At 73.0% G+C, this 24,399-nt stretch carries 23 protein-coding genes; 16 read left to right on the forward strand and 7 right to left on the reverse strand.

Annotation, left to right across the window (positions count from 1 at the left end):
* Nucleotides 1–115 precede the first annotated feature (115 nt).
* On the forward strand, nt 116–2,026 hold the full coding sequence (dxs, locus tag ACIOGZ_RS02180) for a 1-deoxy-D-xylulose-5-phosphate synthase (protein ID WP_363585868.1): 1,911 nt from the start codon (nt 116–118) through the stop codon (nt 2,024–2,026).
* Nucleotides 2,016–3,425, forward strand: coding sequence for an aspartate aminotransferase family protein (locus tag ACIOGZ_RS02185; RefSeq protein WP_363631516.1), 1,410 nt, complete (start codon nt 2,016–2,018; stop codon nt 3,423–3,425). The genes dxs and ACIOGZ_RS02185 overlap by 11 nt, the downstream gene beginning before the upstream one ends.
* Before the next feature lie 116 nt (nt 3,426–3,541).
* On the opposite strand, the gene ACIOGZ_RS02190 is transcribed toward ACIOGZ_RS02185, so the two are convergent.
* Nucleotides 3,542–3,817 (reverse strand): DUF6343 family protein, encoded by a 276-nt coding sequence (locus tag ACIOGZ_RS02190; RefSeq protein WP_363585870.1) that lies wholly within the window; start codon nt 3,815–3,817, stop codon nt 3,542–3,544.
* A gap of 77 nt (nt 3,818–3,894) precedes the next feature.
* Between ACIOGZ_RS02190 and ACIOGZ_RS02195 the strand changes: the two genes are divergently transcribed.
* Nucleotides 3,895–4,095, forward strand: a complete 201-nt coding sequence (locus tag ACIOGZ_RS02195; RefSeq protein ID WP_063350104.1) for an I78 family peptidase inhibitor — start codon at nt 3,895–3,897, stop codon at nt 4,093–4,095.
* Nucleotides 4,096–4,127: 32 nt separating this feature from the next.
* On the opposite strand, the gene ACIOGZ_RS02200 is transcribed toward ACIOGZ_RS02195, so the two are convergent.
* Together ACIOGZ_RS02200 and fabG are read right to left on the reverse strand one after the other, a co-directional pair.
* Nucleotides 4,128–4,895 (reverse strand): phosphatase PAP2 family protein, encoded by a 768-nt coding sequence (locus tag ACIOGZ_RS02200; RefSeq protein WP_363585871.1) that lies wholly within the window; start codon nt 4,893–4,895, stop codon nt 4,128–4,130.
* Between the two features lie 231 nt (nt 4,896–5,126).
* Nucleotides 5,127–5,894: a 3-oxoacyl-ACP reductase FabG gene (gene fabG, locus ACIOGZ_RS02205; protein WP_350875567.1), complete on the reverse strand. Its 768-nt coding sequence runs from the start codon at nt 5,892–5,894 to the stop codon at nt 5,127–5,129.
* A 375-nt stretch (nt 5,895–6,269) separates the two neighbouring features.
* Here fabG and ACIOGZ_RS02210 point away from each other — a divergent pair, with 375 nt between their 5' ends.
* A complete protein-coding gene (locus tag ACIOGZ_RS02210; protein ID WP_363585873.1) occupies nt 6,270–7,166 on the forward strand; it encodes a MarR family winged helix-turn-helix transcriptional regulator in 897 nt (298 codons plus the stop codon).
* Between the two features lie 242 nt (nt 7,167–7,408).
* Here ACIOGZ_RS02210 and ACIOGZ_RS02215 read toward each other — a convergent pair whose 3' ends face one another.
* A complete protein-coding gene (locus tag ACIOGZ_RS02215) occupies nt 7,409–8,272 on the reverse strand; it encodes an aldo/keto reductase (RefSeq protein ID WP_400984445.1) in 864 nt (287 codons plus the stop codon).
* A gap of 457 nt (nt 8,273–8,729) precedes the next feature.
* Here ACIOGZ_RS02215 and ACIOGZ_RS02220 point away from each other — a divergent pair, with 457 nt between their 5' ends.
* From ACIOGZ_RS02220 to ACIOGZ_RS02270, 11 genes are all read left to right on the forward strand, one after another.
* The gene (locus ACIOGZ_RS02220; protein ID WP_400805240.1) at nt 8,730–10,502 is read left to right on the forward strand and encodes an ABC transporter transmembrane domain-containing protein; all 1,773 of its coding nucleotides are present in this window, start codon (nt 8,730–8,732) and stop codon (nt 10,500–10,502) included.
* 64 nt (nt 10,503–10,566) lie between these two features.
* Nucleotides 10,567–12,339: an ABC transporter ATP-binding protein gene (locus ACIOGZ_RS02225; protein WP_363585875.1), complete on the forward strand. Its 1,773-nt coding sequence runs from the start codon at nt 10,567–10,569 to the stop codon at nt 12,337–12,339.
* 149 nt (nt 12,340–12,488) lie between these two features.
* Entirely contained in the window at nt 12,489–12,734 is a 246-nt protein-coding gene (locus ACIOGZ_RS02230; protein WP_363616943.1) for a LapA family protein, read from the forward strand.
* A gap of 47 nt (nt 12,735–12,781) precedes the next feature.
* Nucleotides 12,782–13,510, forward strand: coding sequence for an amino acid ABC transporter ATP-binding protein (locus tag ACIOGZ_RS02235; RefSeq protein WP_363585905.1), 729 nt, complete (start codon nt 12,782–12,784; stop codon nt 13,508–13,510).
* 10 nt (nt 13,511–13,520) lie between these two features.
* Entirely contained in the window at nt 13,521–14,441 is a 921-nt protein-coding gene (locus ACIOGZ_RS02240; RefSeq protein ID WP_363585877.1) for a glutamate ABC transporter substrate-binding protein, read from the forward strand.
* Between the two features lie 12 nt (nt 14,442–14,453).
* On the forward strand, nt 14,454–15,098 hold the full coding sequence (locus ACIOGZ_RS02245) for an amino acid ABC transporter permease (RefSeq protein WP_363585878.1): 645 nt from the start codon (nt 14,454–14,456) through the stop codon (nt 15,096–15,098).
* Complete coding sequence (locus ACIOGZ_RS02250) at nt 15,095–15,964, forward strand: amino acid ABC transporter permease (RefSeq protein ID WP_063350111.1); 870 nt, start codon at nt 15,095–15,097, stop codon at nt 15,962–15,964. Before ACIOGZ_RS02245 ends, ACIOGZ_RS02250 begins: the two co-directional genes overlap by 4 nt.
* 107 nt (nt 15,965–16,071) lie before the next feature.
* The gene (locus ACIOGZ_RS02255; protein ID WP_363585879.1) at nt 16,072–16,986 is read left to right on the forward strand and encodes a LysR family transcriptional regulator; all 915 of its coding nucleotides are present in this window, start codon (nt 16,072–16,074) and stop codon (nt 16,984–16,986) included.
* Nucleotides 16,987–17,094: 108 nt separating this feature from the next.
* On the forward strand, nt 17,095–17,676 hold the full coding sequence (locus ACIOGZ_RS02260) for a cysteine dioxygenase (protein WP_400984448.1): 582 nt from the start codon (nt 17,095–17,097) through the stop codon (nt 17,674–17,676).
* Nucleotides 17,677–17,689: 13 nt separating this feature from the next.
* On the forward strand, nt 17,690–18,781 hold the full coding sequence (locus tag ACIOGZ_RS02265) for a putative sulfate exporter family transporter (protein ID WP_363585906.1): 1,092 nt from the start codon (nt 17,690–17,692) through the stop codon (nt 18,779–18,781).
* Between the two features lie 85 nt (nt 18,782–18,866).
* Entirely contained in the window at nt 18,867–19,574 is a 708-nt protein-coding gene (locus ACIOGZ_RS02270; RefSeq protein WP_363585881.1) for a spermidine synthase, read from the forward strand.
* A 140-nt stretch (nt 19,575–19,714) separates the two neighbouring features.
* On the opposite strand, the gene ACIOGZ_RS02275 is transcribed toward ACIOGZ_RS02270, so the two are convergent.
* From ACIOGZ_RS02275 to ACIOGZ_RS02285, 3 genes are all read right to left on the reverse strand, one after another.
* A complete protein-coding gene (locus ACIOGZ_RS02275) occupies nt 19,715–21,433 on the reverse strand; it encodes a hypothetical protein (protein WP_400805244.1) in 1,719 nt (572 codons plus the stop codon).
* 129 nt (nt 21,434–21,562) lie between these two features.
* The gene (locus ACIOGZ_RS02280) at nt 21,563–22,468 is read right to left on the reverse strand and encodes a TetR/AcrR family transcriptional regulator (protein WP_363585883.1); all 906 of its coding nucleotides are present in this window, start codon (nt 22,466–22,468) and stop codon (nt 21,563–21,565) included.
* Between the two features lie 33 nt (nt 22,469–22,501).
* A complete protein-coding gene (locus ACIOGZ_RS02285) occupies nt 22,502–23,011 on the reverse strand; it encodes an NUDIX domain-containing protein (RefSeq protein WP_363585884.1) in 510 nt (169 codons plus the stop codon).
* A 157-nt stretch (nt 23,012–23,168) separates the two neighbouring features.
* On the opposite strand from ACIOGZ_RS02285, the gene ACIOGZ_RS02290 reads away from it, so the two are divergent.
* The gene (locus ACIOGZ_RS02290) at nt 23,169–24,392 is read left to right on the forward strand and encodes a serine hydrolase domain-containing protein (RefSeq protein ID WP_363585885.1); all 1,224 of its coding nucleotides are present in this window, start codon (nt 23,169–23,171) and stop codon (nt 24,390–24,392) included.
* Nucleotides 24,393–24,399 lie beyond the last annotated feature (7 nt).

Here is a 24,399-nt window from a genome sequence, read left to right on the forward strand (position 1 = left end):
GACCGCGCCACCGCTCCCGAGGACACCCCGTCCGGCCCGGGCCCCGCGCCCGGGCCGGCCCCGCTCCCGCCGGGCGGCGGCACCACCGCACCACTCCGAGTCGTGAGGTGTACCCATGTCACTGCTCTCCAGCGTCACGTCCCCGGCCGAACTGCGAAAGCTTCCGGCGGTCGAACTCCCGCTGCTCGCCGACGAGATCCGCGCGTTCCTGATCGACGCCGTCACCCGCACCGGCGGACACCTCGGGCCCAACCTCGGCGTGGTCGAGCTGACCATCGCCCTGCACCGGGTCTTCGACTCCCCGTACGACCGGATCGTCTTCGACACCGGTCACCAGAGCTACGTCCACAAACTGCTCACCGGCCGCCAGGACTTCTCCCGGCTGCGGATGAAGGGCGGGCTCTCCGGCTACCCCTCGCGCGGCGAGTCCGAACACGACCTGGTCGAGAACTCGCACGCCTCCACCGCCCTGTCCTACGCCGACGGCCTCGCCAAGGCCGCCCGACTGCTCGGCCAGCACGACCGGCACACCGTCGCGGTGATCGGCGACGGCGCGCTCACCGGCGGGCTCGCCTGGGAGGCGCTCAACAACATCGCCGAGGCCCGCGACCGGCCGCTGGTCATCGTCGTCAACGACAACGAGCGCTCCTACGCCAGGACCATCGGCGGCCTCGCCAACCACCTGGCCACCCTGCGCACCACCCAGGGGTACGAACGCTTCCTCGCCCTCGGCAAAGGTGCGCTGCAGCGCACCCCGCTCGTCGGCCAGCCGATCTTCGACGCGCTGCACGGGGCCAAGAAGGGCTTCAAGGACGCCTTCGCGCCACAGGGCATGTTCGAGGACCTCGGGCTGAAGTACCTCGGGCCGATCGACGGCCACGACCTCGGCGCCGTCGAACAGGCGCTGCGCCAGGCGCGCAACTTCGGCGGCCCCGTCATCGTGCACTGCCTCACCGTCAAGGGACGCGGCTACCGGCCCGCCGAACAGGACGAGGCCGACCGCTTCCACGCCGTCAACCCGATCGACCCGTACACCTGCCTGCCGATCTCGCCCAGCGGCGGAGTGTCCTGGACCTCGGTGTTCGGCGACGAGCTGGTCGCGCTCGGCGCCGAGCGGCCCGACCTGGTGGCGATCACCGCGGCCATGCTCCAACCGGTGGGCCTGGCCCGCTTCGCCAAGGCCTTCCCGGAACGCACCTTCGACGTCGGCATCGCCGAGCAGCACGCCGTCACCTCCGCCGCCGGCCTCGCCACCGGCGGCCTGCACCCGGTCGTCGCCGTCTACGCGACCTTCCTGAACCGGGCCTTCGACCAGGTCCTGATGGACGTCGCCCTGCACCGGCTCGGTGTCACCTTCGTCCTCGACCGCTCCGGGGTCACCGGCAGCGACGGCGCCTCGCACAACGGCATGTGGGACATGTCGATCCTGCAGGTCGTCCCGGGCCTCAGGCTCGCCGCCCCGCGCGACGCCGACCAGCTGCGGGCCCAGCTGCGCGAGGCCGTCGAGGTCGCGGACGCCCCCACCGTGGTCCGCTTCCCCAAGGCCACCATCGGGCCCGCCGTGCCGGCCGTCGAGCGGATCGGCGGGATGGACGTCCTGCTGCGCACCGGCCGGCCGTCGGAGATCCTCCTGGTCGCGGTCGGCACCACCGCCGCCGCCTGCCTGGACGCCGCCCGGCTGCTGCTCGCCGAGGGCTTCACCGCGACCGTCGTCGACCCCCGCTGGGTCAAACCGGTCGACCCGGCCCTGCCGGAACTGGCCGCCGCCCACCGGCTGGTCGTCACCGTCGAGGACAACGGCCGCACCGGTGGCGTCGGCGCCGCCGTCGCCCAGGCGCTGCGCGACGCCGACGTGGACGTGCCGGTGCGGGTGCTCGGCCTGCCGCAGGAGTTCCTCGGCCACGCCGCCCGCGGGGAGATCCTGGAGGAGACCGGCCTGACCGGCACCGGAGTCGCCGCGCAGACCGCCGTCTTCGCCAAGAACCTGCTACCGAACCGAGGAGCGAACCAGCGCCATGCCGGCTGACCCCGACCGCACCGCCGCCGCCAGCTTCGACCTCGCCGCGCTGATCGCCGAACGCGGCGCCGAGCGGTACGAGCTGCACGGCCGCCACCTCAACCCGCAGCTGCCGCGCATGCTGCACACCATCGGGTTCGACAAGTACTACGAGCGCGCCAAGGGCCCGTACTTCTACGACGCCGAGGGCAACGAGTACCTCGACATGCTGGCCGGCTTCGGCATCTTCGCGCTGGGCCGCCACCACCCGGTCGTGCGGTCGGCGATCCAGCAGGTGATGGACCTCGACCTGCCGGACCTGGTCCGCTTCGACTGCTCGCCGCTGCCCGGGCTGCTCGCCGAGCGGCTGCTCTCGTACGCGCCCGGGCTGGACCGGGTGTTCTTCGGCAACAGCGGCACCGAGGCGGTGGAGACCGCGCTCAAGTTCGCCCGGTACGCCACCGGCCGCAGGCGCGTCCTGTACGCCGACCACGCCTTCCACGGGCTGACCACCGGCTCGCTCTCCGTCAACGGGGAGAGCGGTTTCCGCAAGGGCTTCGACCCGCTATTGCCGGACACCGCCATCCCGCTCGGCGACCTCGGCGCGCTGGCCAAGGAGCTGAGGCGCGGCGATGTTGCGGCCCTGATCGTCGAGCCGATCCAGGGCAAGGGCGTCCTGGCGCCGCCGCCCGGCTGGCTGCGCGCCGCGCAGGCCCTGCTGCACGAGCACAGGGCGCTGCTGATCTGCGACGAGGTGCAGACCGGGATCGGCCGTACCGGCGAGTTCTTCGCCTACCAGCACGAGGAGGGCGTGCTGCCCGACCTGGTCTGCGCGGCCAAGGCGCTCTCCGGCGGCTACGTACCGGTCGGGGCGACGCTCGGCAAGAGCTGGATCTTCGAGAAGGTGTACTCCTCGATGGACCGGGTGCTGGTGCACTCGGCCAGCTTCGGCGCCAACGCCCAGGCGATGGCGGCCGGACTGGCGACCCTGGAGGTGATGCGCGAGGAGAAGGTGGTGGAGAACGCGCGTCAGGTCGGCGACCAGTTGCGCGAGCGGCTGGCCGCGCTGGTCGACCGGTACGAGCTGCTCGCCGAGGTGCGCGGCCGGGGGCTGATGATCGGCATCGAGTTCGGCCGGCCCAAGTCGCTCAAGCTGCGCACCGGCTGGACGGCCCTGCAAGCCGCGCGCAAGGGGCTGTTCGCCCAGATGGTGGTCGTCCCGCTGCTCCAGCGGCATCGGATCCTGACCCAGGTGTCCGGTGACCACCTGGAGGTGATCAAGCTGATCCCGCCGCTGATCATCACGGAGCGCGACGTCGACCGGTTCGTGGACGCCTTCACCGACATCATGGATGACGCTCACCGGGGGAGCGGGCTGATGTGGGACTTCGGGCGGACGCTGGTGAAGCAGGCGGTCGGCAGCCGCTGAGCCGGTTCCGGGCCGGCTCTGGGTGGGTGCTCGGTGGCGGTGCGGAAGTGTTGCGGAAGTGCCCCGGGAGTGGGAAGTCGGCCGGGCCGACTTCCCACTCCGTGGGAGACACCGTGTCAGAGCTCGGTCCGGCGGCGCCGGATGACCACGATGAGATCGACGGTGGCGAACAGGGTGAGCAGACCGCAGGCGACGGCGAAGCCGGTCAGGGTCCCCTGGCTGGGGGCGCCGTTGGCGGGGGAGGCCGCCGCCCAGATCGCGAAGCCCGCCGTCGCGAGCGCGAACAGCGGTGTGAAGGTGAGCGACAGCAGGTAGCGGAGCTTGAGGTCGCTGCGGGCGGTGGCCGGCTCGGTGCCGCTGCGCCACGGCCGTCGCGGGGTGGTGGTGCGCATGGCCGTTCACCTCCGGGCCGCGCGGGTGGGGGCTACGATTCCAGCGTACGTCCGTGGGGGAGAGCGGGGGAGACGCGATGACGGGGTCGGACGCGGCGGCGGACGCCGAGGGCTACGCGGGGCTGCGGATCGAACGGGCCCGGGAGCTGGCCCGGCGGCACGGCTGGGCCTCGGTCCGGGTTCTGGAGCCGGGGGCGATGATGACCATGGACCACCGTGAGGGCCGGCTCAACCTCGCGGTGCGCGACGGCGTGGTCGAGCGCAGCTGGGAGGGGTAGGGCCGTCCTCCCGGTGGTCTTGGCGTGCGGGCTCAGTGGCCCGGCCGCCGGGCCAACCGCTGTTCGGCGGCGACGACCATCGGCTCCAGCAGCGGCAGCGAGAGCAGCACCAGCAGTCCGGCGGCCCAGCCGGCCAGCACGTCGGTGACCCAGTGGGTGCCCAGGTAGAGCGTGGTCAGGCCGATCGAGCAGGCGGTGGCGGCGGCGATCACCGCGCCGGTGCGCCGCCAGCGGACCGCGAGGTAGGCGAGCACGCCCCAGGTGACGACCGCGTTGGCGGTGTGACCGGACGGGAAGATGGTGCCGCCGGAGAACAGTTCGGGCGAGCCGACGTACTGGGCGTAGTGCGGGCCGAGCCGGCCGGTGACGATCTTGACCGCGCCGACCGTGACGTTGAGCAGCAGCAGCGCGACGGCCATCACCAGCAGCGGGCGCAGCCGCCCCAGCCGGTGCGCGCGCCAGCCGAGCCAGACGAAGGCGGCGATGGCGGAGGGGCCGCGTTGCCCGGCGACCACCCAGGTGTCGAGCAGCGGTTCCAGGCTGGGCCAGTGGTCGTAGGGGCGGAACAGCCGGACCGACCAGTCGAGGTCGACCAGGGCGGTGTTGAGCAGGACACCGGCCAGGACCAGCAGGTAGGCGACGCAGGTCACGGCGAGCAGGGCGGCCTGTCGGCGGCTCATCGGCGGCCAGCCGGGCTCGCGGCGGTGGACTCGTTCGGGGCTCGGGCGCTCGCGGTGGGTGGTGGTGAGCTGCTCCGGCCCCTGGTTGGGATAGGGCGCGGGGGTACTCGGGGCTTGCACGGGGGTGACCTTACCCATCCGGCCGGGGCTATTCCGGAGGGATTTGTCATTTTCCCGTGAAATCGACAATTGGCGGGGAGAGGTCCGCCCGGGGAGTGATTTCCGTGATTCTCGGATCGAATGCCAGTGTGGTGTTCGAATGATTCTGCAAAAGCCCCGGTAAAGAAAACGGAGTGGGAGGTCGGTGCGGCCGGCTTCCCACTCCGTGGTAACCCTGTGTAGGTTCCGTGCTCAGTCGAGGGGGCCGCCCGCGACGTAGATCACCTGCCCGGAGACGAAGCCGGCGCCCTCGCTCGCGAGGAAGGAGATGGTGTGGGCGACGTCCTCAGGCAGACCGACCCGCTGGACCGGGATCTGGGAGGCCGCAGCCCGCTTGAAGTCTTCGAAGTCCATGCCGACCCGGGCGGCGGTGGCCGCGGTCATGTCGGTGGCGATGAAGCCGGGCGCCACGGCGTTGGCGGTGATGCCGAACTTGCCCAGCTCAATGGCCAAAGTCTTGGTGAAGCCCTGCAGACCGGCCTTGGCGGCCGAGTAGTTGGCCTGACCGCGGTTGCCCTGGGCGGAGGAGGAGGACAGGTTGACGATGCGGCCGAAACCGGCGTCCACCATGTGCTTCTGCACCGCGCGGGTCATCAGGAAGGCCCCGCGCAGGTGGACGTTCATGACCGTGTCCCAGTCGGACTCGGACATCTTGAAGAGCAGGTTGTCGCGGAGCACGCCCGCATTGTTGACCAGCACGACGGGGGCGCCGAGTTCGGCGGCCACCCGGTCGACGGCGGCCTGCACCTGGTCGGCGTCCGAGACGTCGGCGCCCACGGCCAGGGCCCGCCCGCCGGCCGCGGTGATCCGGTCGACGGTGTCCTTCCCGGCGGTCTCGTCCAGGTCGAGGACGGCCACGGCGTAGCCGTCGGCGGCCAGTTGCACGGCGGTGGCGGCGCCCAGGCCGCGGGCGGCGCCGGTGACGACGGCGACCCGGGGGGCGGTGCTCTGCTCGGTCATGCGCGCTCTCGTCTCTCTCGGGGTGGTCTCCGCGGGGAGCGCCCCGGGGAGGGTGGCCACACCCTACCCGCGAGTAGGGAGGGCGAACAGGGTCGGAGAGCCGCACGTGACGGTCGGTAAGGACCGACCGGTCGGCTTTCTACTGAGAACGGGTTACCGAGAGGGCGTGGCGGCCGCGTAAATATGCCAATGTTGCCGAACCTGCGTCTACTATCCGCCCCTGCCTGCCAGCAAGGGCCCGCCGTTTGTATAGTGTCCGCCAGCAGCCACCGGCTGCACGGCTGGAGCGCCCTCCCTCATAGCTGGACGCCCACTCGCCGTTACTGCCCCACCCGGGTGTCCCACACACACCGGGTGTGACATCGGGACGGATACATGGTGCTGGGGGAGATCCCGACGACCCGCGTGTCCGCGCGACTGCAACAGTCGCCCGGACACCTGATTCGCGTTGCACAGCAGGTTCACACCAGGCTGTGGTCCGAGCATGTCGGAGCCGATCTCACGGCTCCGCAGTTCGCCGTTCTGCTGGTCCTGGCCCTCGAACCGGGTGCCGACCAGCGGACGGTCGGCGAGCGAGCCTCGCTGGACAAGGCGACGATGGCGGAGATGGTCGCGCGGCTGGTCCGCCGCGGCTTGGTGCTGCGAAGGCGTGACCCGGCCGACGGCCGGCGAAAACTGCTCGCGCTCTCGCAGAGCGGTGCCCAGGCGGTGCGTGAGGCCACCGGTGGTGTGGTCCGCGTGCAGCGCACCCTGTTCGAGCCGCTGACGGCGGAGGAGCAGGTGGAGATCGTGCGGGTGATGGCCAAGATAGCCAGGCTGGAGCCCGCCGCGGTCGCCGTGTTCTCCGACGCGCGGCCGACACTGGACGCGCAGCGGGCGATCGGCTACCTGATCAGGGTGGGCCAGCAGGTGCACACCAAACTCTGGTCGGAGCACGTCGGTGCGGAGCTGACGGCTCCGCAGTACGCGGTGCTGGACGCGCTGGAACTGGAGCCGGGCGCCGACCAGCGTACGGTCGGTGAGCTGGCCTCGCTGGACAAGGCGACGATGGCCGAGATGGTCAGCCGGCTGGTGCGCCGCGGTCTGGTGCAGCGCCGGCGCGACCCCTCGGACGGGCGCCGCAACCTGCTGTCGCTCTCGCCGGCGGGCCAGGACCTGCTGCACCGTTCGACGGCCGGCGTGGCCGAGGTCCAGCGGCTGCTGCTCGCCCCGCTGGACGAGGGTGAGCACGGGCCCGCGCTGGCGCTCCTCGGCAAGGCGGCGCGGCTCTAGAGGGATCCTTTGAGCGCCAGCCAAAACGATTCGCCAACGTACGGAAGGCCCGGTGTGTTGAGGGCTTGAGGCGTTGGTGGTTCAAGGAGTTGGCGGCTCAAGGCGTTGGTGGCCTGACCCGCCGGAGGCCGTTGCTCGTTGGCGCCGGCGGATCGTGGCACACCGAAGACCGCCCACCCCTGATCGGGGTGGGCGGTCGTTCGACATGACCGCTCGTCAGAGAAGTCGGACGGCGGGTGCCGTCAGTTCCAGTCGAACTCCTGCGGGTCCGGACCGATCCGCGTGCCGGTGGCGACACCGGCGATCGCGGCGAGGTCCTCGGCGTCCAGCTTGAAGCCGGCGACGTCCAGGTTCTCCCGGATGCGGGCGGGGGTGACCGACTTCGGGATCGCGATCACGCCGCTCTGCAGGTGCCAGCGGAGCACCACCTGGGCGACCGTGCGGCCGTGCTTCTCGGCGATCTTCGCCAGCGCCGGCTCGGCGAGCAGCTCCTTGCCCTGGCCCAGCGGGCTCCAGGCCTCGGTGGCGATGCCGTGCTGGGCGTGGAAGGCGCGCAGCTCGGTCTGCGGGAAGTACGGGTGCAGCTCGACCTGGTTCAGCACCGGGACGACCGAGGTCTCGTCGAGCAGCCGGGTGAGCTGCTCGGGCCCGAAGTTGGAGACGCCGACCGACTTGACCCGGCCGTCCGCCTTCAGCTGCTCGAAGGCCTTCCAGACGTTCAGGTAGCTGCCGTGCTTCGGGCGCGGCCAGTGGATCAGGTAGAGGTCGACGTAGTCGAGGCCGAGCTTGGCCAGCGACGCGTCGAACTCGCGCAGGACGGCGTCGCGGCCCTGCTCGCCCGACCAGTCGCGGGTGCCCGAGTTCCACAGCTTGGTGGTGATGTAGAGGTCCTCGCGGGCCACGCCGCCGGCCAGGGCCTCGGTGATCGCCTGGCCGGTGCCGGCCTCGTTCTCGTAGATGGCCGCGGTGTCGATGGAGCGGTAGCCCGCCTCGATCGCGGTGCGGACGGCGGCCGTGGCCTCGTCGTCCGGGACCTGCCACACGCCGAATCCGAGCTGCGGGATCTGCGCGCCGTCGTTCAGCGTGACGTTGGGGATGTTGCTCACGGGAAGGGGTGCCCTCCTGGTCGTCCGTGTGATTCCAGAAAGGGGCAACTGGCACCCGGGCGGGATTGTTCCCGCCGTTCGGGGGAATCTTGCGGGGCCGGAGGCCCGCTGCGGCGGGGATTCAGGGGCCGGGTAGCGAAAAAACCTGTTGCGCGGATCACATCGGGGTTGGCAGGCTCGCGGCCATGACCTCCTGAGATCCGGGCCCTTCATGCCCTTCCCGCCTACGCCCGGCCGTCCCGTCCGGCGCCGCTCCGGACGCGCCGATGCCGCCGGGGCGAGGTGCCGCGCTGTCGCCCGCCGCCGTCCGGCTTCCGTCGTTCGCGCGAGCCGGGCCCGCCGTGCCGCGAGACCCGCGCCTCCGGCTCGTGACCTTCTCCCGGCGTGTCCGCTCACGCCTGTTCGCACCCTCCAGCACCCTCCAGTGCCGTCCCGCACCCTCCTGTATCGGAGCGTCATGCTGCTGACCCCCCTGCCGTTGGCCGACCCCGGCAGTCCCGACCTCTCCTCACCCCTGGCCTTCCTGCGCTGGCTCCAGCGCGGCCAGCGGCGCGGGCAGGTGCTCGCCACCTGCTGGGCGCTGCTGGAGATGGGCGGCCAGGCGGCGCTGCCGATACCGCTCGGGTGGGGCGTGCAGGCCGCCGTCGACGGCGAGGCCGCCGGGATCTGGCGGGCCGGCGCCCTCGCGGTGGCGCTCGCCGTGCTGTCCGCGCTCGGTGCCGTGCTGCTGCACCGCCAGGCGGTCTGGAACTGGATCCACGCGGCGTGCCACGTGCGGCAGCTGGTGGCCCGGCAGGCCTCGCACCTGGGCGCCGGGCTGTCCTGCCGGATCGCCACCGGCGAGGTCGTCGCGGTCGGCAGCGGGGACGTCGAGCGGATCGGCTGGTACGTCGAACTCGTCGCCCGGGTCCGGGCCGCGGTGATCGTCTGGCTGGCCGTCAGCTCGTCCGTGCTGGTCGTCGAACCGGTGCTCGGGGTCGGGGTGCTGCTCGGCGTCCCGGTGCTGGCAGCCGCCGTCTGGCCGCTGATCGGGCCGTTCGAGCGGCGGTACGAGCAGCAGCGCACGCTCGGCGGCAAGGCCACCGAGCTGGCCGCCGACACCGTGGCGGGGCTGCGGGTGCTGCGCGGCATCGGCGGCGAGGAGCTGTTCCTGGACCGGTACCGGGCCGCCTCCCAGAAGGTCCGGGCCGCGGCCGTCCGATCGGCCCGGCTCTGGTCGCTGATGCAGGCCCAACAGGTCCTGTTGCCGGGCCTGTTCGTGATCGGGGTGACGTGGTACGGCGCCCGGCAGGCGGCCGCGGGCGAACTCGCCGTCGGCACCCTGATCGCCGTGTACGGCGCCACCGCCTTCCTCGCGGCGCCGCTGCGGATCCTGGGCGAGGCCGCACACGCCTGGAGCGTCGCCCGGGTCTCCGCCGGGCGCGCCGTCCGGGTGCTCTCGCTCAGCCGTACCAGCGGCGTGGCCGAGGCCTCGCTGAACAAGCCGGGGAACGCCGACCTGTTCGACCCGGCGACCGGGCTGACCGCGCGGGCCGGGGAGCTGACCGCGGTCGTCTGCGGGGACCCGGACTTCGCCGGGGCGCTCGCCGGGCGGCTCGGCGGGCACGTCCCAGCCGCCGGCGACGAGCCGGAGCAGCCCTCCGTCCGGCTCGGCGGGACGGAGCTGGACGCGGTACCGCTGGCCGAGGCCAGGGCGGCGGTGCTGGTCCACGACAAGGAGCCGGTGCTGCTCTCCGGCACCCTGGCCGGGCTGTTCGACATCCCGTCCTCGGGGCGGGTCTCGGTGGCCGAGGCGCTGGCCGCCGCCCGGTCCGACGACGTGCTGGAGGCTCTGGTGGACGGCTCGCCGGAGTGCGAGGGCGACGCGATGCTCGCCCGGATCACCGAGCGCGGGCGCTCGCTGTCCGGCGGGCAGCGCCAGCGACTCGCCCTGGCCCGTGCGCTGCTGGCCGACCCGCCGGTCCTCGTCCTGGACGAGCCGACCAGCGCGGTGGACGCCCACACCGAGTCCAGGATCGCCACCGGACTGCGGGACACCCGGGCGGGGCGCACCACCGTGCTCTTCGCGACCAGCCCGCTGCTGCTCGACCAGGCGGACCGGGTGGTGCTGCTGCGCGACGGCCGGGCGGCCGTGGCCGGGCGGCACCGCGACCTGATGCGGACCGAGCCGGCCTACCGGGCCGTGGTCACCCGCGAAGAGCAGCCGGAACCGGTGGGGGAGCCGGTATGAGCGGCCGCGTGGGCACCCGCGCCGTCCGTCCCGCCCGACCCGCCGCACACCTGAGGAGCACGTCATGAAGCCCCCCGTCCATGAGGAGCAGGGGCCGGCCACCACCCTGCCGGTCGGCTCACCGGCCGCCGTGCGCGCCTACCTGCGCCTGCTCGCCCGGCGCCACCGCGGCGGGTTCTCCGCGGTGGTGGGGTTGCACTCGGTGGCCACCGTGGCCGGGCTGGTGGGCCCCTGGGTGCTCGGCAGCCTGGTCGAGTCGCTGGCCACCGGCACCGCCGAGGCCACCATCGCGGTCGCGGTCGGCTGGTACCTGCTGGCGCTGGTGGTGCAGTCCGCCTTCACCGGCTGGTCCCGGATGCGCGGTGCCGTCCTCGGCGAGCGGGTGCTGGCCGACCTGCGCGAGGACTTCCTGGTCCGCTCGGTCGCGCTGCCCACCGGCGTGCTGGAGCGGGCCGGCACGGGGGACCTGGTCTCCCGGGGCACCACGGACATCGACCGGCTGGACAAGTCGGTGCGCGAGGCCGTGCCCGAACTCGCCGTCGCCATCGTGTCGTTGCTGCTGGTGATCGGCGCCCTGCTGGTCACCTCGCCGCTGCTCGCGCTCACCTCGCTGGTCGGCCTGCCGCTGCTGCTGGTCAGCTCCCGCTGGTACTTCAAGCGCGCGCCGCAGTCCTACCGCAACGAGTCGGCCGGGTACGCCGCGGTGAACACCGTGCTGGCCGAGACGGTGGACGCCGGGCGGACGGTGGAGACGCTGCGCCTGGGCGACCAGCGGATCGCCCTGACGGACCGTAAGCTGGGAGAGTGGCTCGCCTGGGAGCGCTACACCCTGTGGCTGCGCTCGGTCTGGTTCCCGACCATCGACGCGTTCTACTCCTCGGCGGTGCTGGCCACCCTGCTGCTCGGTGGGCTGTTCACCCTCAAGGGTTGGATCACCGTCGGCGAGTTGACCACAGGAGTGCTGTACGCGCAGATGCTGACCGGTCCGGTCGACCTGATCCTGCGCTGGTACGACGAACTGCAGATCGGCCAGGCCTCGCTGGCCCGGCTGGTCGGCGTCCGCGAGGTGCCGGAGCACGAGGGTGACGAGTCCAGCCACCCGGACGGCCGCCGGGTCGAGGCCCGGGACGTCCGGTTCGGCTACCGGGAGGGCGCCGACGTCCTGCACGGCATCAGCCTGGACGTCGCGCCGGGCACCCGGGTCGCGCTGGTCGGGCCGTCCGGGGCGGGCAAGTCCACGCTGGGGCGGCTGCTGGCCGGGATCTACGCTCCCGGGCGCGGCAGCGTGACGCTCGGCGGGGCGGCACTGGCGCGGATGCCGGCCGAGCGGGTGCGGGCGGAGGTCGCCCTGGTGAACCAGGAGCACCACGTCTTCGTCGGCACCCTGCGGGACAACCTGCGGCTGGCCGCGCCCGGGGCCGAGGACACCGAACTGCGCTCCGCGCTGGACGCGGTGGACGCCGGCGGCTGGGTGGACGCGCTGCCGCACGGCCTCGACACCGAGGTCGGCTCCGGCGGCACCGTGCTGACTCCGCCGCAGGCCCAGCAGCTGGCGCTGGCCCGGCTGGTGCTGGCCGATCCGCACACCCTGGTGCTGGACGAGGCCACCTCGCTGCTGGACCCGCGCGCCGCCCGGCACCTGGAGCGCTCGCTCGCCCGGGTGCTGGAGGGCCGCACGGTCATCGCCATCGCCCACCGGCTGCACACCGCGCACGACGCGGACGTGATCGCGGTGGTCGAGGGCGGCCGGATCAGCGAGTACGGCAGCCACCCGGAGCTGGTCGCGGCCGGCGGCCCGTACGCGGCGCTCTGGCGCTCCTGGCGGGACGAGCGGTAGCGGGCCGGCGCCGTTGAACCCGTACGGCGCCGTTGACGCGTACGGCACTTCAAACCCGCACGGGGCCGGATTGCCCCGTGCGGGTTACTACCTCACCCATCAGGGCGCGTAACCGGGCAAATCGGAGCCCCGGCCCGCAGACTGCTCCGGTGACCAAGATTTCGGACGGCTCGTCCGGCTCCAAACGCAGCGAGATCGCTGGGATCCCCACCCGGTACATCGGGATCGGCGTCATCGTCGTCCTCGCCGTGTGGTTCCTGTTCGCGAACCTCGACAAGGTGAAGATCCAGTTCTGGGTGTTCACCGTTACCGCGCCGCTCTGGATCGCACTGCTCGCCACGCTGCTCGCCGGCGGCGCGCTGGGCTGGCTGCTGAAGGGGCGTCGCGGCCGGTGACCAGCGCTCCCGGGCCGGCCCAGGCGGGGCCCTCGGCCTTCACGCCGCTGATCGAGGTGCGCGGCGTCAACAAGCACTTCGGGGACCTGCACGTCCTCCAGGACATCGAGCTGACCGTGGGCCGCGGCGAGGTCGTCGTGGTCATCGGACCGTCCGGCTCCGGCAAGTCGACGCTCTGCCGGGCGATCAACCGCCTGGAGCCGATCGAGGACGGCACCATCCTGATCGACGGCGAGCCGCTGCCCGAGGAGGGCAAGGGGCTGGCCCGGCTGCGCGCCGAGGTCGGTATGGTGTTCCAGTCCTTCAACCTGTTCGCGCACAAAACCGTGCTGCAGAACGTCTCGCTCGCGCAGATCAAGGTCCGCGGCCGGCCCCGGGCGGAGGCGGACGCCAAGTCCCGCGCCCTGCTGGAGCGGGTCGGGCTGGAGGCGCACGCCGACAAGTACCCGGCCCAGCTCTCCGGCGGCCAGCAGCAGCGGGTGGCGATCGCCCGGGCGCTGGCGATGGACCCGAAGGCACTGCTGTTCGACGAGCCGACCTCGGCGCTCGACCCCGAGATGATCAACGAGGTGCTGGACGTCATGCGCCAGCTCGCGCACGAGGGCATGACGATGGTCGTGGTCACCCACGAGATGGGCTTCGCCCGGGCCTCCGCCAACCGGGTGGTCTTCATGGCCGACGGCCGGATCGTCGAGGACCGCGCCCCGGAGGACTTCTTCAGCGCTCCGGAGAGCGAGCGCGCCCGGGACTTCCTGTCCAAGATCCTGAAGCACTGAGGCGGCGCCCGTGACGAGGAAGACCACGCCCGCCGCCCGGAGCCGGACGGTGCTCGCCGCCGTCCTGCTGCTCGCCGTGCTGGCCGCCGGCTGCGGCAAGCCCGGCACCCCGCCGCCCAAGGGCCCGCAGGCGAGCGCGCTGCCCAGCTACCAGGTGCGCGACGCCGCCTCCATCACCGGCTCGCCGACCCTGGACGCCGCCCGGAGCCGGGGCCACCTGGTGGTCGGCGCCAAGGAGGACCAGCCGTACCTGGGCGAGAAGAACCCGGCCACCGGCGTGTACTCCGGCTTCGACATCGAGATCGCCAAGATGGTCGGCGCCTACCTCGGCTTCCCGCCGGACCGGATCGAGTTCAAGACCATCGCCTCGGCCAACCGCGAGACCGCGCTGCAGAACGGCCAGGTGGACTTCTACGTCGGCACCTACACCATCAACGACAACCGGAAGAAGCTGGTCGGCTTCGCCGGGCCGTACTTCGTCGCGGGGCAGTCGCTGCTGGTGCGCAGGAACGACAACACCATCCACGGCCCGCAGGACCTGGACGGCAAGAAGGTCTGCTCGGCGGCCGGCTCGACCCCGTACCAACGCATCCAGTCGCAGTACCCGAAGGCGAAGCTGATCGGCTACGACACCTACTCGGCCTGCGTGGACAACCTGATCACCGGCCAGGTGGACGCCGTCACCACGGACAACGCGATCCTGCTGGGCTACGCGGCCAAGGTGCCGGACGAGCTCAAGGTGGTCGGCCCGCTGTTCTCCCAGGAGCCGTACGGGATCGGGACTCCGAAGAACGACACCGTGCTGCGCCTGGCCCTGGACGACGCGCTGGCGCAGAACGAACAGAACGGCGACTGGAAGAAGGCCTACGACGCGACCCTGGGCCTGTCCGGGGAGCCGGCGCCGACACCGCCGCCGATCGACCGGTACTGAGAGGGCCGCGCCGTGAAAACGCTGACCGACAACTGGTCGACCTACTGGGACGGCTTCCTCGGCACGCTCTCGCTGTTCGCGGTGAGCGCCGTGCTGTCGCTGGTGCTGGGAGTGATGATCGCGGGTTTCCGGGTCTCGCCGGTCCGGCCGCTGCGAGTGTTCGGGACGGCGTGGGTGACGCTGCTGCGCAACACGCCGCTGACCCTGCTGTTCTTCATCGTGGTGCTGGGCCTGCCGCGCTTCAACATCACGCTGCCGTTCTTCGTCTTCGCGGTGGCCGCGCTCAGCTGCTACACCTCGGCCTTCGTCTGCGAGGCGATGCGTTCGGGCATCAACACCGTGCCGGCGGGGCAGGGGGAGGCGGCGCGCAGCCTGGGCATGAGCTTCGGGCAGACGATGAGCGTGGTGGTGCTGCCGCAGGCGTACCGGTCGGTGGTCGCGCCGATCGGCAGTGTGATGATCGCGCTGGCGAAGAACACGGCGATCGCCGGCTCGTTCAGCGTCACCGAACTGCTCGGCACCTACCGGACGATCAACGAACTGGGCTACAGCATCATCTGGACCTTCGTCTGGATCGCCGTCGGCTACCTGATCATCACCCTGGCCGTCAGCGCCGTCTTCAACCTGCTGGAACGACGAGTGGCGGTGTCGCGATGACCGTTGGATCCTCGGCGCTGTACGACATCCCCGGTCCGAAGGCGCTCGCCCGCCACCGGCTGTACGGCGGGATCGCGCTGCTGCTGATCGCGGCGCTGATCGGCTGGATCGTCTACATGCTGTTCCACACCCACCAGTTCACGTACCAGAAGTGGATGCCCTTCGAGTACCGGGGCGTCCAGGACCTGCTGCTGAGCGGGCTCGGCAACACCCTCAAGGCCTTCGGCTGGACGGTGCTGTTCGCGTTGCCCTTCGGCGCGCTGTTCGCGGCCGGGCGGCTGTCCGACCACAAGGTGGTGCGGGTGCTCTCCACGGTGGTGGTGGAGTTCTTCCGGGCCATGCCGCTGCTGGTGATGATCTTCTTCGTCTTCGTCGCGCTCAAGGTGCAGCCGCTGTGGGCGCTGGTGGCCGGGCTGGTGCTGTACAACGGCTCGGTGCTGGCCGAGGTCTTCCGGGCCGGCGTGCTCGCGGTGCCCAAGGGCCAGCGCGAGGCGGCCTACGCGCTCGGCCTGCGCAAGACCCAGGTGATGACGTACGTGCTGGTGCCGCAGGCCAACCGGGCCATGCTGCCGGCCATCATCAGCCAACTGGTGGTCGCGCTCAAGGACACCTCGCTGGGCTTCCTGATCACCTACGAGGAGTTCCTGCACGCGGGCAAGCTGATCGCCACCAACCTCGACTACGACCTGCCGTTCATCCCGGTGGTGATCGTGATCGCGCCGATCTACATCGGCATGTGCCTGCTGCTCTCCTGGCTCGCCCGCTGGGTCGAGCGCCGCAGTCGGCGCAGCCCGAGCATGCGGGGCGGGGCGCCGGTGGTCAAGGCCGGGGTGGCGATGGGGCTGCCGCCGTCCGCGCAGCAGTGAGAGGCCTGGTTCGATCCTGAACCATAGGTGTGGGTGGGGATAGAGCGGGCATCTCCAATTTCCTCTTATGATTGCGGAGGTTCGACGACGACGACCGGGGGAGGGCCATGGAGCCGGTATTCGACTCGCGGCACATCAGGACGTTCCACGAGGTCGTCAGAGCGGGCTCCTACTCGGCCGCCGCCCGCGAGCTCGGCTACACCCAGCCCGCCATCACCCAGCAGATGAAGGCGCTCGAACGCACCGTCGGCGTGGCGCTGTTCACCCGGGCCGGGCGCGGACTGCGGCTCACCGAGGCGGGCGAGGCGCTCTCCCGGCACGCCGAACTGATCCTCGGCAGCCTCTCCGCCGCCCAGCAGCAGCTCGCCGCGCTCGCCCGGCTGCGGGCCGGGCGGGTGCGGGTCTGCGCCTTCCCCAGCGCCAACGCCACCCTGATACCCGAGGCGATGGCCCGGCTGCTCGCGGAGCATCCCGGTGTGCGGGTCGAGCTGCTGGAGGCCGAACCGCCGGACTCCGTCCAGCGACTGCTGCGCGGGGAGTGCGACATCGCGCTGGCCTTCCGCTACCCCGGCGGCGCGACCGAGGTGCCCGACGGGCTGGACGAGATCCCGCTGATGGAGGACCTGCTCACCGTGCTGCTGCCGGTCGGACACCCACTCGGCCGTCGGCACGCCGTTCGGCTCGCCGACCTCGACGGCGAGCGCTGGATCGCCGGGTGCCCGCGCTGCCGGGCCAACCTGCTGAACGTCTGCGCGGAGGAGGGCTTCGCGCCGGACATCGTGTTCTCCACGGACGACAACCTCGCGGTGCAGAGCCTGGTCGCCGCCGGGGTCGGGATCGCGCTGATGCCCGCGTTGGTGCTCTCCTTCATGTGCCACCGCAAGGTCACCGGGCGGGCCGTCGAACCGCACCTGCGCCGGCAGGTGAGCGCGTACGTGCTGCGCGAGCACCGGCGGATACCGGCCACCGGGCTGGTGCTGGACCACCTGCGGCGGGCGGCGGCGAGCCGGATCGGGTGCTGAGTCGTGGCTCCGGTGGGTGCTCACCGGGGCGATTCATAAGCTGAAGTTGGGGGGAAGCTTAAGAACCATCGTTGGACGTGATAGGTCGGTGCAGCCGAACCTGCTGGCATGACACCCCCAGCCACGGTCGGCAGCGACCGGCTCACCGAGCGGATGACCGCCCTGATCGGCGAGATCCGTGCCGTCGTGGACCGCGGACTGCCCCCGGAACTCACCGCCTACCTGGTCGGCGAACGCCTCGCCCCGCACCTGCGCGCCGACCCCGACGGGCCCGACGCGCTGCTCACCCCCGCCCAGCGCGAGGGCGACCCGACGCGCTACCGCCAGCACGTCCTGCACGCCGAGGAGGACGGCGCCTTCTCCGTCGTCGCCCTGGTCTGGCTGCCCGGCCAGCAGACCCCGATCCACGACCACGTCTCCTGGTGCGTGGCCGGCGTCCACCAGGGCCAGGAGAGCGAGACCCGCTACCGGCTGGTCTCCGACGGCCGCACCGCCCACCTCGTCGAGACCGAGCACGTCGCCGGCCCGGCCGGCACCGTCGCCGCCTTCGCCCCGCCCGGTGACATCCACCTGGTGCGCAACGCCTGCAACAGCACCGCCATCTCCATCCACGTCTACGGCGCGGACGTCTCGCGGCTCGGCACCAGCATCCGGCGCGTCTACCGGCTGCCCGCCGACCAGCAGCAGTGAGGGCGGCGTGGCACTGACCCTCCGGGAGCGCGCCACGCGCACCCGCTCACTGCCCCCGCTCGGCGGGGACGCCCCCGGCCTGCTGCTCGCGGCGGCCGGGGTGGCCGCCGCGATCGCCGTCCACGCGGCCGTGCCCGCCGTGCCCAAGCTGACCGCAGCCGTCGTGCTCGGCATGGCGGCTGCCCACCTGCCCGCGCTGCGCCCGGTGGTGCGCGGGGTGGCCCGGCCAGGGCTGTCCATGGCCGGCAAGCGGCTGATGCGGCTCGGGATCGTCCTGCTCGGGCTCAAACTCAGCCTGGACGACGTGCTCGGCCTCGGCTGGGCCACCGTCGCCATGGTGCTCGCGGTGGTCGCGGCCACCTTCACCGGCACGCTCTGGCTCGGCCGGCGGCTCGGCCTGCCGGGCGACCAGCCGCTGCTGGTCGCCACCGGGTACTCCATCTGCGGAGCCTCGGCGATCGGCGCGGTCAGCCAGGCGGCCGGCAGCGAGGAGGAGGACGTCGCCGCCTCGGTGGCCCTGGTCACCCTGTGCGGGACGCTGGCCATCGCCGTGCTGCCGCTGCTCCAGCAGCCGTTCGGGCTGGGTGACGTGGAGTTCGGGCGGTGGGTCGGCGCCAGCGTGCACGACGTCGGGCAGGTGGTCGCCACCGCGCAGACCGGCGGGGCGGGCGCGTTGCGGGAGGCCGTCCTGGTCAAGCTGATGCGGGTGGTGCTACTGGCGCCGCTGGTCGCCGGGATGGCCGTCGCGGTGCGGCGCCGGGCGCGACGGGCCGGGGAGGCCGTCGTCGGGGCCGGCCAGGAGTCGGGGGAAGGCCCTGCGAAGAACCCGGGCACCATCGGCAGCCGCCCGCCGATCGTCCCGCTGTTCGTGGCGGGGTTCCTCGCGATGATCGTGCTGCGGACCACCGGGGTGCTTCCGGAGCGGGCGCTCACCCTCGCCGGGGACGCCCAGGAACTGCTGCTGGCCGCCGCGCTGTTCGGCCTCGGCAGCGCCGTGCACCTGCCGACCATGGTCCGCACCGGCGGGCGGCTCGCCCTGCTCGGGCTCGGCTCCTGGGTGGTCGTCGCGGGCGTCTCCTACGCCGGGGTGCTGGTCACGACGTGACGGGCGCAGGGGCGGACTCGGCTATTGTCGGGCGGGTACTCGTCCGCCGGGACGCTCCTGCACCCGAGTCCGCTGAGGAAGCCGCATGTCCACCGCACTGCCCGAACGGGACGCTCACGAGGCCGTCGTCACGCTCGACCGGCGGGACGGCCCGTTCGGCGAGGTGGTACTGCGCCGGCGCGGTCGGCACTTCGAGATCATCGCCAACGGCTGCTTCCTGATGGACACCGCCGACGGCCGCTCCGAACGCCTGCTGATCCAGGCGGCGCTGGACGAACTGGACCGCACCGGCGCCCCCGCGGAGCCCTCGGTGCTGATCGGAGGCCTCGGCGTCGGCTTCTCGCTGGCGTACGCGGCGGCCGAGCCGCGCTGGGGGCGGATCGCCATCGTCGAGCGCGAGAGCGCCGTCATCGACTGGCACCGGAGCGGGCCGCTCGGCGCCTTCTCCGGCGGCGCGCTGGAGGACCAGCGGGTCCAGGTCCTCCACACCGACCTGCTGGAGTACCTGGCGGCTGCCGACGGCGAGCGCTACGACGCGCTGTGCCTCGACATCGACAACGGCCCGGACTGGACCGTCACCGACTCCAACGCCGGGCTGTACGGCGCCGACGGGCTCGCGGTGCTCTGGCACCGGCTGCAGCCGGGCGGGGTGCTGGCGGTGTGGAGCGCGCAGCCTTCCGCGGACTTCGAGGAGGCACTGCGGGCGGCGGGCTTCTCCGACGTCGTCACGCACGAGATCCCGGTCAGCCGCGGCGTGCCGGACGTGGTCCACCTGGCCCGGCGCGCCGGCTGACGGCGTAGGGCCTCCCAACCTTCCTGTCGCGTCCGGGCGTTGTCCACAACGGCGGTCAACTGCCGGCTTTCGGCGTCGCGTTGTCGCGGCCTCCTGTCGATCCTGCGGTTGGATCCTGGCGGAGGGGCAGTGGTCGGGGCTCAGCCGAACGGCCTGGTCTCCGGGCCCGAAGCCTCCGCCGCGTCGGTCTCCGTCGCTTCGTCCGGGGTGGACGGGAGGCTTTCCGGGGCGAAGGGGTTGAAGTCCGGCGGAGGCACCATGACCGGCGTGCCCTTCCGCGGGGCGTCCTGCGCGGGAGCAACCTGCGCGGGAACGGCCGGCGGTGCGGAGGGCGGCGGTGGGACGGCCGGGCCCTGCGCCGCGAGCGTGGTGCCGAACGGGTCCGACTGGTCGGCCGTCACCGTGCCGAACGGGTCGGTGGCCGGGGCGGCCGCCGCCGGGGACGTGTCCGGGGTGGACGGGAGGCTTTCCGGGGCGAAGGGGTTGAAGTCCGGCGGGGGCACCATGACCGGCGTGCCCTTCCGCCTGGCCGGCGCCGCCTGTGGCTCGGCGTCGGCCGGGGAGGCCTCCGCGACGGGCGCGAACGGGTTGAAGTCCTCGGGCGGGAGCTGCGCCGGCACCTCTTCCGGCTCCTTCTCGACGGGAGCGGGAGTGGGAGCGGCGGCAGGCGTGGCGGGCACGGGCGCGCGCACGGCGCCGGACACCTCCCCGTCCCAGCCGAACTGAACGCTCTTCAGCAGCTCCGCGAACGCCTGCGTGTACAGGTCCCAGTCCTCCGGCTGCGCCGTGGACAGCTGGACGCAGAGCACGGTGCCGCCGTCCGGCAGCGGGACGAAGGCCTCGACCGCCGAGGTGACCACCCAGCGCCGCTGCCCGTCGGCGGACAGCGGCCCCGGCACCGGGACGGTCCGTCCCTCGACCAGGACGGCGGCCGGCCCGGCCGGCAGCAGGACCGTCCACACCTCGGCGTGCCGCCGGACGGTGGCGAGCTCGGTGGCGAGCGCGGTGATCGGCAGCGGGTGCCGGGCGAGCGAGACGACCAGGGCGGCGTCGGAGGCCCGGCCGTCCACGTCCAGCGCGCAGACGCCGGCGTAGACCGTGCCGGCGTCGTGGACCAGGTCGGCGAGGGTGGCGGAGATGACCGCGAAGTCGCGGCGCTGCTCCGGACCGTCACCGCTGAACAGCTCCTCGGCGACCTCGGCCAGATGCCCGGTCAGTTCCTCGGCGGCCGCGGCGGTGGCCGGGTCGACGCCGTCCGCCCCGCCCGCCGGCGCGGGCACCGTACGGGAGCAGACCCCGGCCGGACCACCGGGGGAGGTCAGCGGGTGGAAGCCGGGCGGGACCACCAGCCGGACCTCGGCGCCCGCGCCGGTGGCCAGTTCGACCGGCTGGCGGGTCTGCTGCCCGGCGGCCAGCGCGGCCAGCGCCGGGGCGAACGGAGGGCGCAGCTTGGGGTCGGCGAATTCGCCGGTGACCGGCAGTTGGAACAGTGCGGCCGAGGTGGTGCCCCGGTCGGCGATCGCGCCGCGCACCGCCCCGCCGCCGTAGCGGGTGTGGAGGGCGGTGGTCACCCGGTCGGCGACCCGGGCGCCGGTACCGGGGCGGGCCGTGCCGGCGGTGAGCACCGTGCCGAGCCGGTCCACGGCCGCGTGCACCGGGCCGTTCGGGGCCAGCGGGAGGCCGAACAGCGCCTCGGAGGCGGGGTGTTCGGCCGGACGCAGGGCGCTGAGCGAGGCCGCCGGATGGCGGGAGGTGCGCTCGTCGAAGAGGGCGTCGGTGAGCGTGCCGAGGGTCGCGCAGACCTGCTCCGCCGCCGCGAAGGGATTGGCCTCCGCGCTGAACTGGACGTCCTGGGTCAACTGTTGAGCCCCCCGCTCTGCTGCGTCTGCGGTCCGCTGGTTCGGGTGGGTCCGCGCGCGCCGTGGCGGCGTGCCGTCGGATCCGTGCTCATTCCTATCAGAGCCCGCTGTCGGGACCGAACCGGCGGATCACCCGATGGGAGCCGCGGCCGTTTCGCCCGTGGCCTGCGGGGACGTTTCGCCGGACGGTGCGGTGGCGAGCGCGGTGACCGCCTCGGCGATCCCGGGGACGGCGAACAGTCCGGCGAGCTCCCGCACCAGGCGCCCGGTCGGGCCGTCAGGACGCTCGTCCGCGAAGAACGAGGCGAGTTCGGCGGCGAGCGCCGGCTCCCGGGCGGCGGTGAGGGTGAGGGAGGCGACGAACTCCTGCACCAGGTGCAGCTGCAGGTCCTCCAGCGGCACCGAGCGTTCGGCCAGCCACTCCAGCGAGGTGATCTCGGCGTTGGCGATCCAGGCCCGGACGGTCAGCCGCAGCCCGGGGCTCGGCGCGGGGATCGCCAGGTGGGAGAGGATCTGGTCGTGGGCGGCCCGCCGCACCTCGTCGATCACCGCCGAGGTGCCCGCGCTGGCCGCCACCGAGCCGCCGCGCAGCAGCGCCGCGAAGCCGGGCCCGTGGCTCTGCACGAAGTCCAGGTAGCGGCCCATCACCCGGTACAGCCGCTCGGACAGCGGCCCGTCGGCGGCCTCCTCGAAGCGCGCCGAGAGCTCCCGCCCGGCCCGCCGCAGCGACTCCTCGTACAGCGCCTGCTTGCCGGGGAAGTAGTGGTACACCAGCGGCCGGGAGGCCCCCGCGGCGGCGGCGATGTCGTCGATCGACACCTCCTCCGGCGGGCGGCGGCTGAACAGCTCCAGCGCGACGGCGATCAGCTGCTCGCGCCGCTCGTCCACGCTGAGCCTGCGGCGCGGCCGCTCACCGGCAGCCGCCCGGGCCGGTGCCCGGTCCGGCGCCTGGCCCGCCGCCCGGGCCGGTGCCTGCTCCGGGGCGGGGGTCCGTGCAGCGCGGGCGGCCGTCGGCGACGGCGTACGGGAGGCCATGCGCGCCACCCTATCCGCCGTCCGGGGCGGGGCCTACGCGGCGTGGAGGTCCAGGTAGCGGCGGTAGGCCTCGCGGCCGTCGGGGACGAAGTGGTCGCGGGCGAGGCGGTCGGCGAGCTCGGCGGGGGTGAGCCAGGCGTGCCAGGCGACCTCGGATTCCTGCGGCTGGACCGGGCCGTCCCACTCGGCCTCGTACATGTCGCTCCACCAGGAGAGCCGGTCCTGCCGGAAGAGGAACTTGAAGAGCGGACGCGGGCTGATCCCGTGCACGCCGAGCTCCTCCTCGGCCTCGCGTACGGCGGCCTCGGCGTACGTCTCGCCGGAGCCGACCACGCCGCCGACGAACATGTCGTACGCGCCGGGGGCGAACAGCTTGGTGTCGGTGCGGCGGTGGACGAAGATCCGCCCGGCCGGGTCGCGGACCAGGATGAAGACGCACCGGTGGGTGAGCCCCTGCCGGTACACCTCCCCGCGCAGCGCCGTCCCGATCACCCGGTCGTGCTCGTCGACGACGTCCAGCAGCTCTTCGGCAGGGTTGGTCATGATGGACAGGTTAGGGTTTCGGGGCCCGCTTCGAACGCTTTTCGAGTGCGATCCGAGCTCGATTCGCATGTGATGCGCACTGTGATGCGCATGCGATTCGTGTGCGATCCGACGCGGGCGGGAACGCAGGAACCGGACAGGCTGAGGGCGGCGCGCGGTGGTGGAGATCTGGGGAGAGACGGCCGAGGGGTTCGAGCCCGTACGGGAGGCCTTCGCGCGGAACTTCCGCGAGTACGGCGAACTGGGCGCGGCCTTCGCGCTGTACGCGCGCGGCCGCAAGGTGGTCGACCTGTGGGGCGGTGACGCCCGGCCCGAGGTCGGCGGGCGGCCCGCGCCGGCGGTGCCCTGGACGGCGGACACCGCCCAGGTGCTGCGCTCGGTCACCAAGGGCCTGACCGCGGCCACCGCGCTGCTGCTGGCCGAGCGCGGCCTGCTCGACCTGGACGCCCCGGTGGCCTCCTACTGGCCCGAGTTCGCGCAGGCCGGCAAGGGCGGGGTGCCGGTGCGCTGGCTGCTGTCGCACCAGGCCGGGGTGCCCGCGCTGGACGTGCCGCTGCGGCTGGAGGACGTGCTGACCTGGGAGCGCGCGGCGGCCGCGGTGGCCGCGCAGGCGCCCGCCTGGGAGCCGGGCACCGCGCACGGCTACCACCCGTACACCTTCGGCTGGCTGGTCGGCGAGGTGGTGCGGCGGGTGAGCGGGCGCACGATCGGCCAGTACTTCGCCGAGGAGATCGCCCGGCCGCTCGGGCTGGACCTGTGGATCGGGCTGCCGGCCGGGGCCGCGCCGAGGGTCGGCCGGCTGGTCGACCTGCCCGCCCCGGAGGCGGCCCGGACCGGGCCGAGTGGGCTGCGACTGCGACCCAAGCAGTCCGTCCGGGACGCCTACCAGGACCCGGCCTCGCTGACCGCGCGGTCCTTCGCTTCGGTGCGCCCCGGGGTGGACCTCAACGACCCGGCGGTGCAGGCCGCCGAGATCCCCGGCGCGGGGGGCATCGGCACCGCCCGCTCGCTGGCCCGGTTCTACGCGGCGCTGATCGGCGCCGCCGACCGCCCGGACGGCTCCGGCGCGCTGCTGCCGCCGCTGCTCGCGCCCGGGGTGCTGACCCGCGCGGCCGGGCCCGAGGTGAGCGGGCCGGACCGGGTGCTGATCGTCAACTCCACTTTCGGCCTGGGCTTCTGGCGGCACGGCCCGACCGCACCGATGGCCTCCCCGGCGAGCTTCGGCCACCCCGGCCGGGGCGGCTCGCTGGGCTTCGCCGACCCGGAGCTCGGGCTGGGCTTCGGCTACGTCACCAACGGCATGCAGCCGGGTGTCACCGGCGACATCCGCTCGCGCAACCTGATCCGCGCGGTGCGGGGGTGCCTGGGGCTGTCCGGGTAGCGGCGGG

Origin of the sequence: Kitasatospora sp. NPDC088160 (genome assembly GCF_044741445.1) — a bacterium.
Lineage (GTDB): Bacteria > Actinomycetota > Actinomycetes > Streptomycetales > Streptomycetaceae > Kitasatospora.

Coding starts and splice junctions, on each gene's coding strand:
- dxs (WP_363585868.1), top strand. CDS start 116: ATGTCACTGCTCTCCAGCGTCACGTCCCCGGCCGAACTGCGAAAGCTT.
- ACIOGZ_RS02185 (WP_363631516.1), top strand. CDS start 2,016: ATGCCGGCTGACCCCGACCGCACCGCCGCCGCCAGCTTCGACCTCGCC.
- ACIOGZ_RS02190 (WP_363585870.1), bottom strand. CDS start 3,817: ATGCGCACCACCACCCCGCGACGGCCGTGGCGCAGCGGCACCGAGCCG.
- ACIOGZ_RS02195 (WP_063350104.1), top strand. CDS start 3,895: ATGACGGGGTCGGACGCGGCGGCGGACGCCGAGGGCTACGCGGGGCTG.
- fabG (WP_350875567.1), bottom strand. CDS start 5,894: ATGACCGAGCAGAGCACCGCCCCCCGGGTCGCCGTCGTCACCGGCGCC.
- ACIOGZ_RS02210 (WP_363585873.1), top strand. CDS start 6,270: ATGGTGCTGGGGGAGATCCCGACGACCCGCGTGTCCGCGCGACTGCAA.
- ACIOGZ_RS02220 (WP_400805240.1), top strand. CDS start 8,730: ATGCTGCTGACCCCCCTGCCGTTGGCCGACCCCGGCAGTCCCGACCTC.
- ACIOGZ_RS02225 (WP_363585875.1), top strand. CDS start 10,567: ATGAAGCCCCCCGTCCATGAGGAGCAGGGGCCGGCCACCACCCTGCCG.
- ACIOGZ_RS02250 (WP_063350111.1), top strand. CDS start 15,095: ATGACCGTTGGATCCTCGGCGCTGTACGACATCCCCGGTCCGAAGGCG.
- ACIOGZ_RS02255 (WP_363585879.1), top strand. CDS start 16,072: ATGGAGCCGGTATTCGACTCGCGGCACATCAGGACGTTCCACGAGGTC.
- ACIOGZ_RS02260 (WP_400984448.1), top strand. CDS start 17,095: ATGACACCCCCAGCCACGGTCGGCAGCGACCGGCTCACCGAGCGGATG.
- ACIOGZ_RS02270 (WP_363585881.1), top strand. CDS start 18,867: ATGTCCACCGCACTGCCCGAACGGGACGCTCACGAGGCCGTCGTCACG.
- ACIOGZ_RS02280 (WP_363585883.1), bottom strand. CDS start 22,468: ATGGCCTCCCGTACGCCGTCGCCGACGGCCGCCCGCGCTGCACGGACC.
- ACIOGZ_RS02285 (WP_363585884.1), bottom strand. CDS start 23,011: ATGACCAACCCTGCCGAAGAGCTGCTGGACGTCGTCGACGAGCACGAC.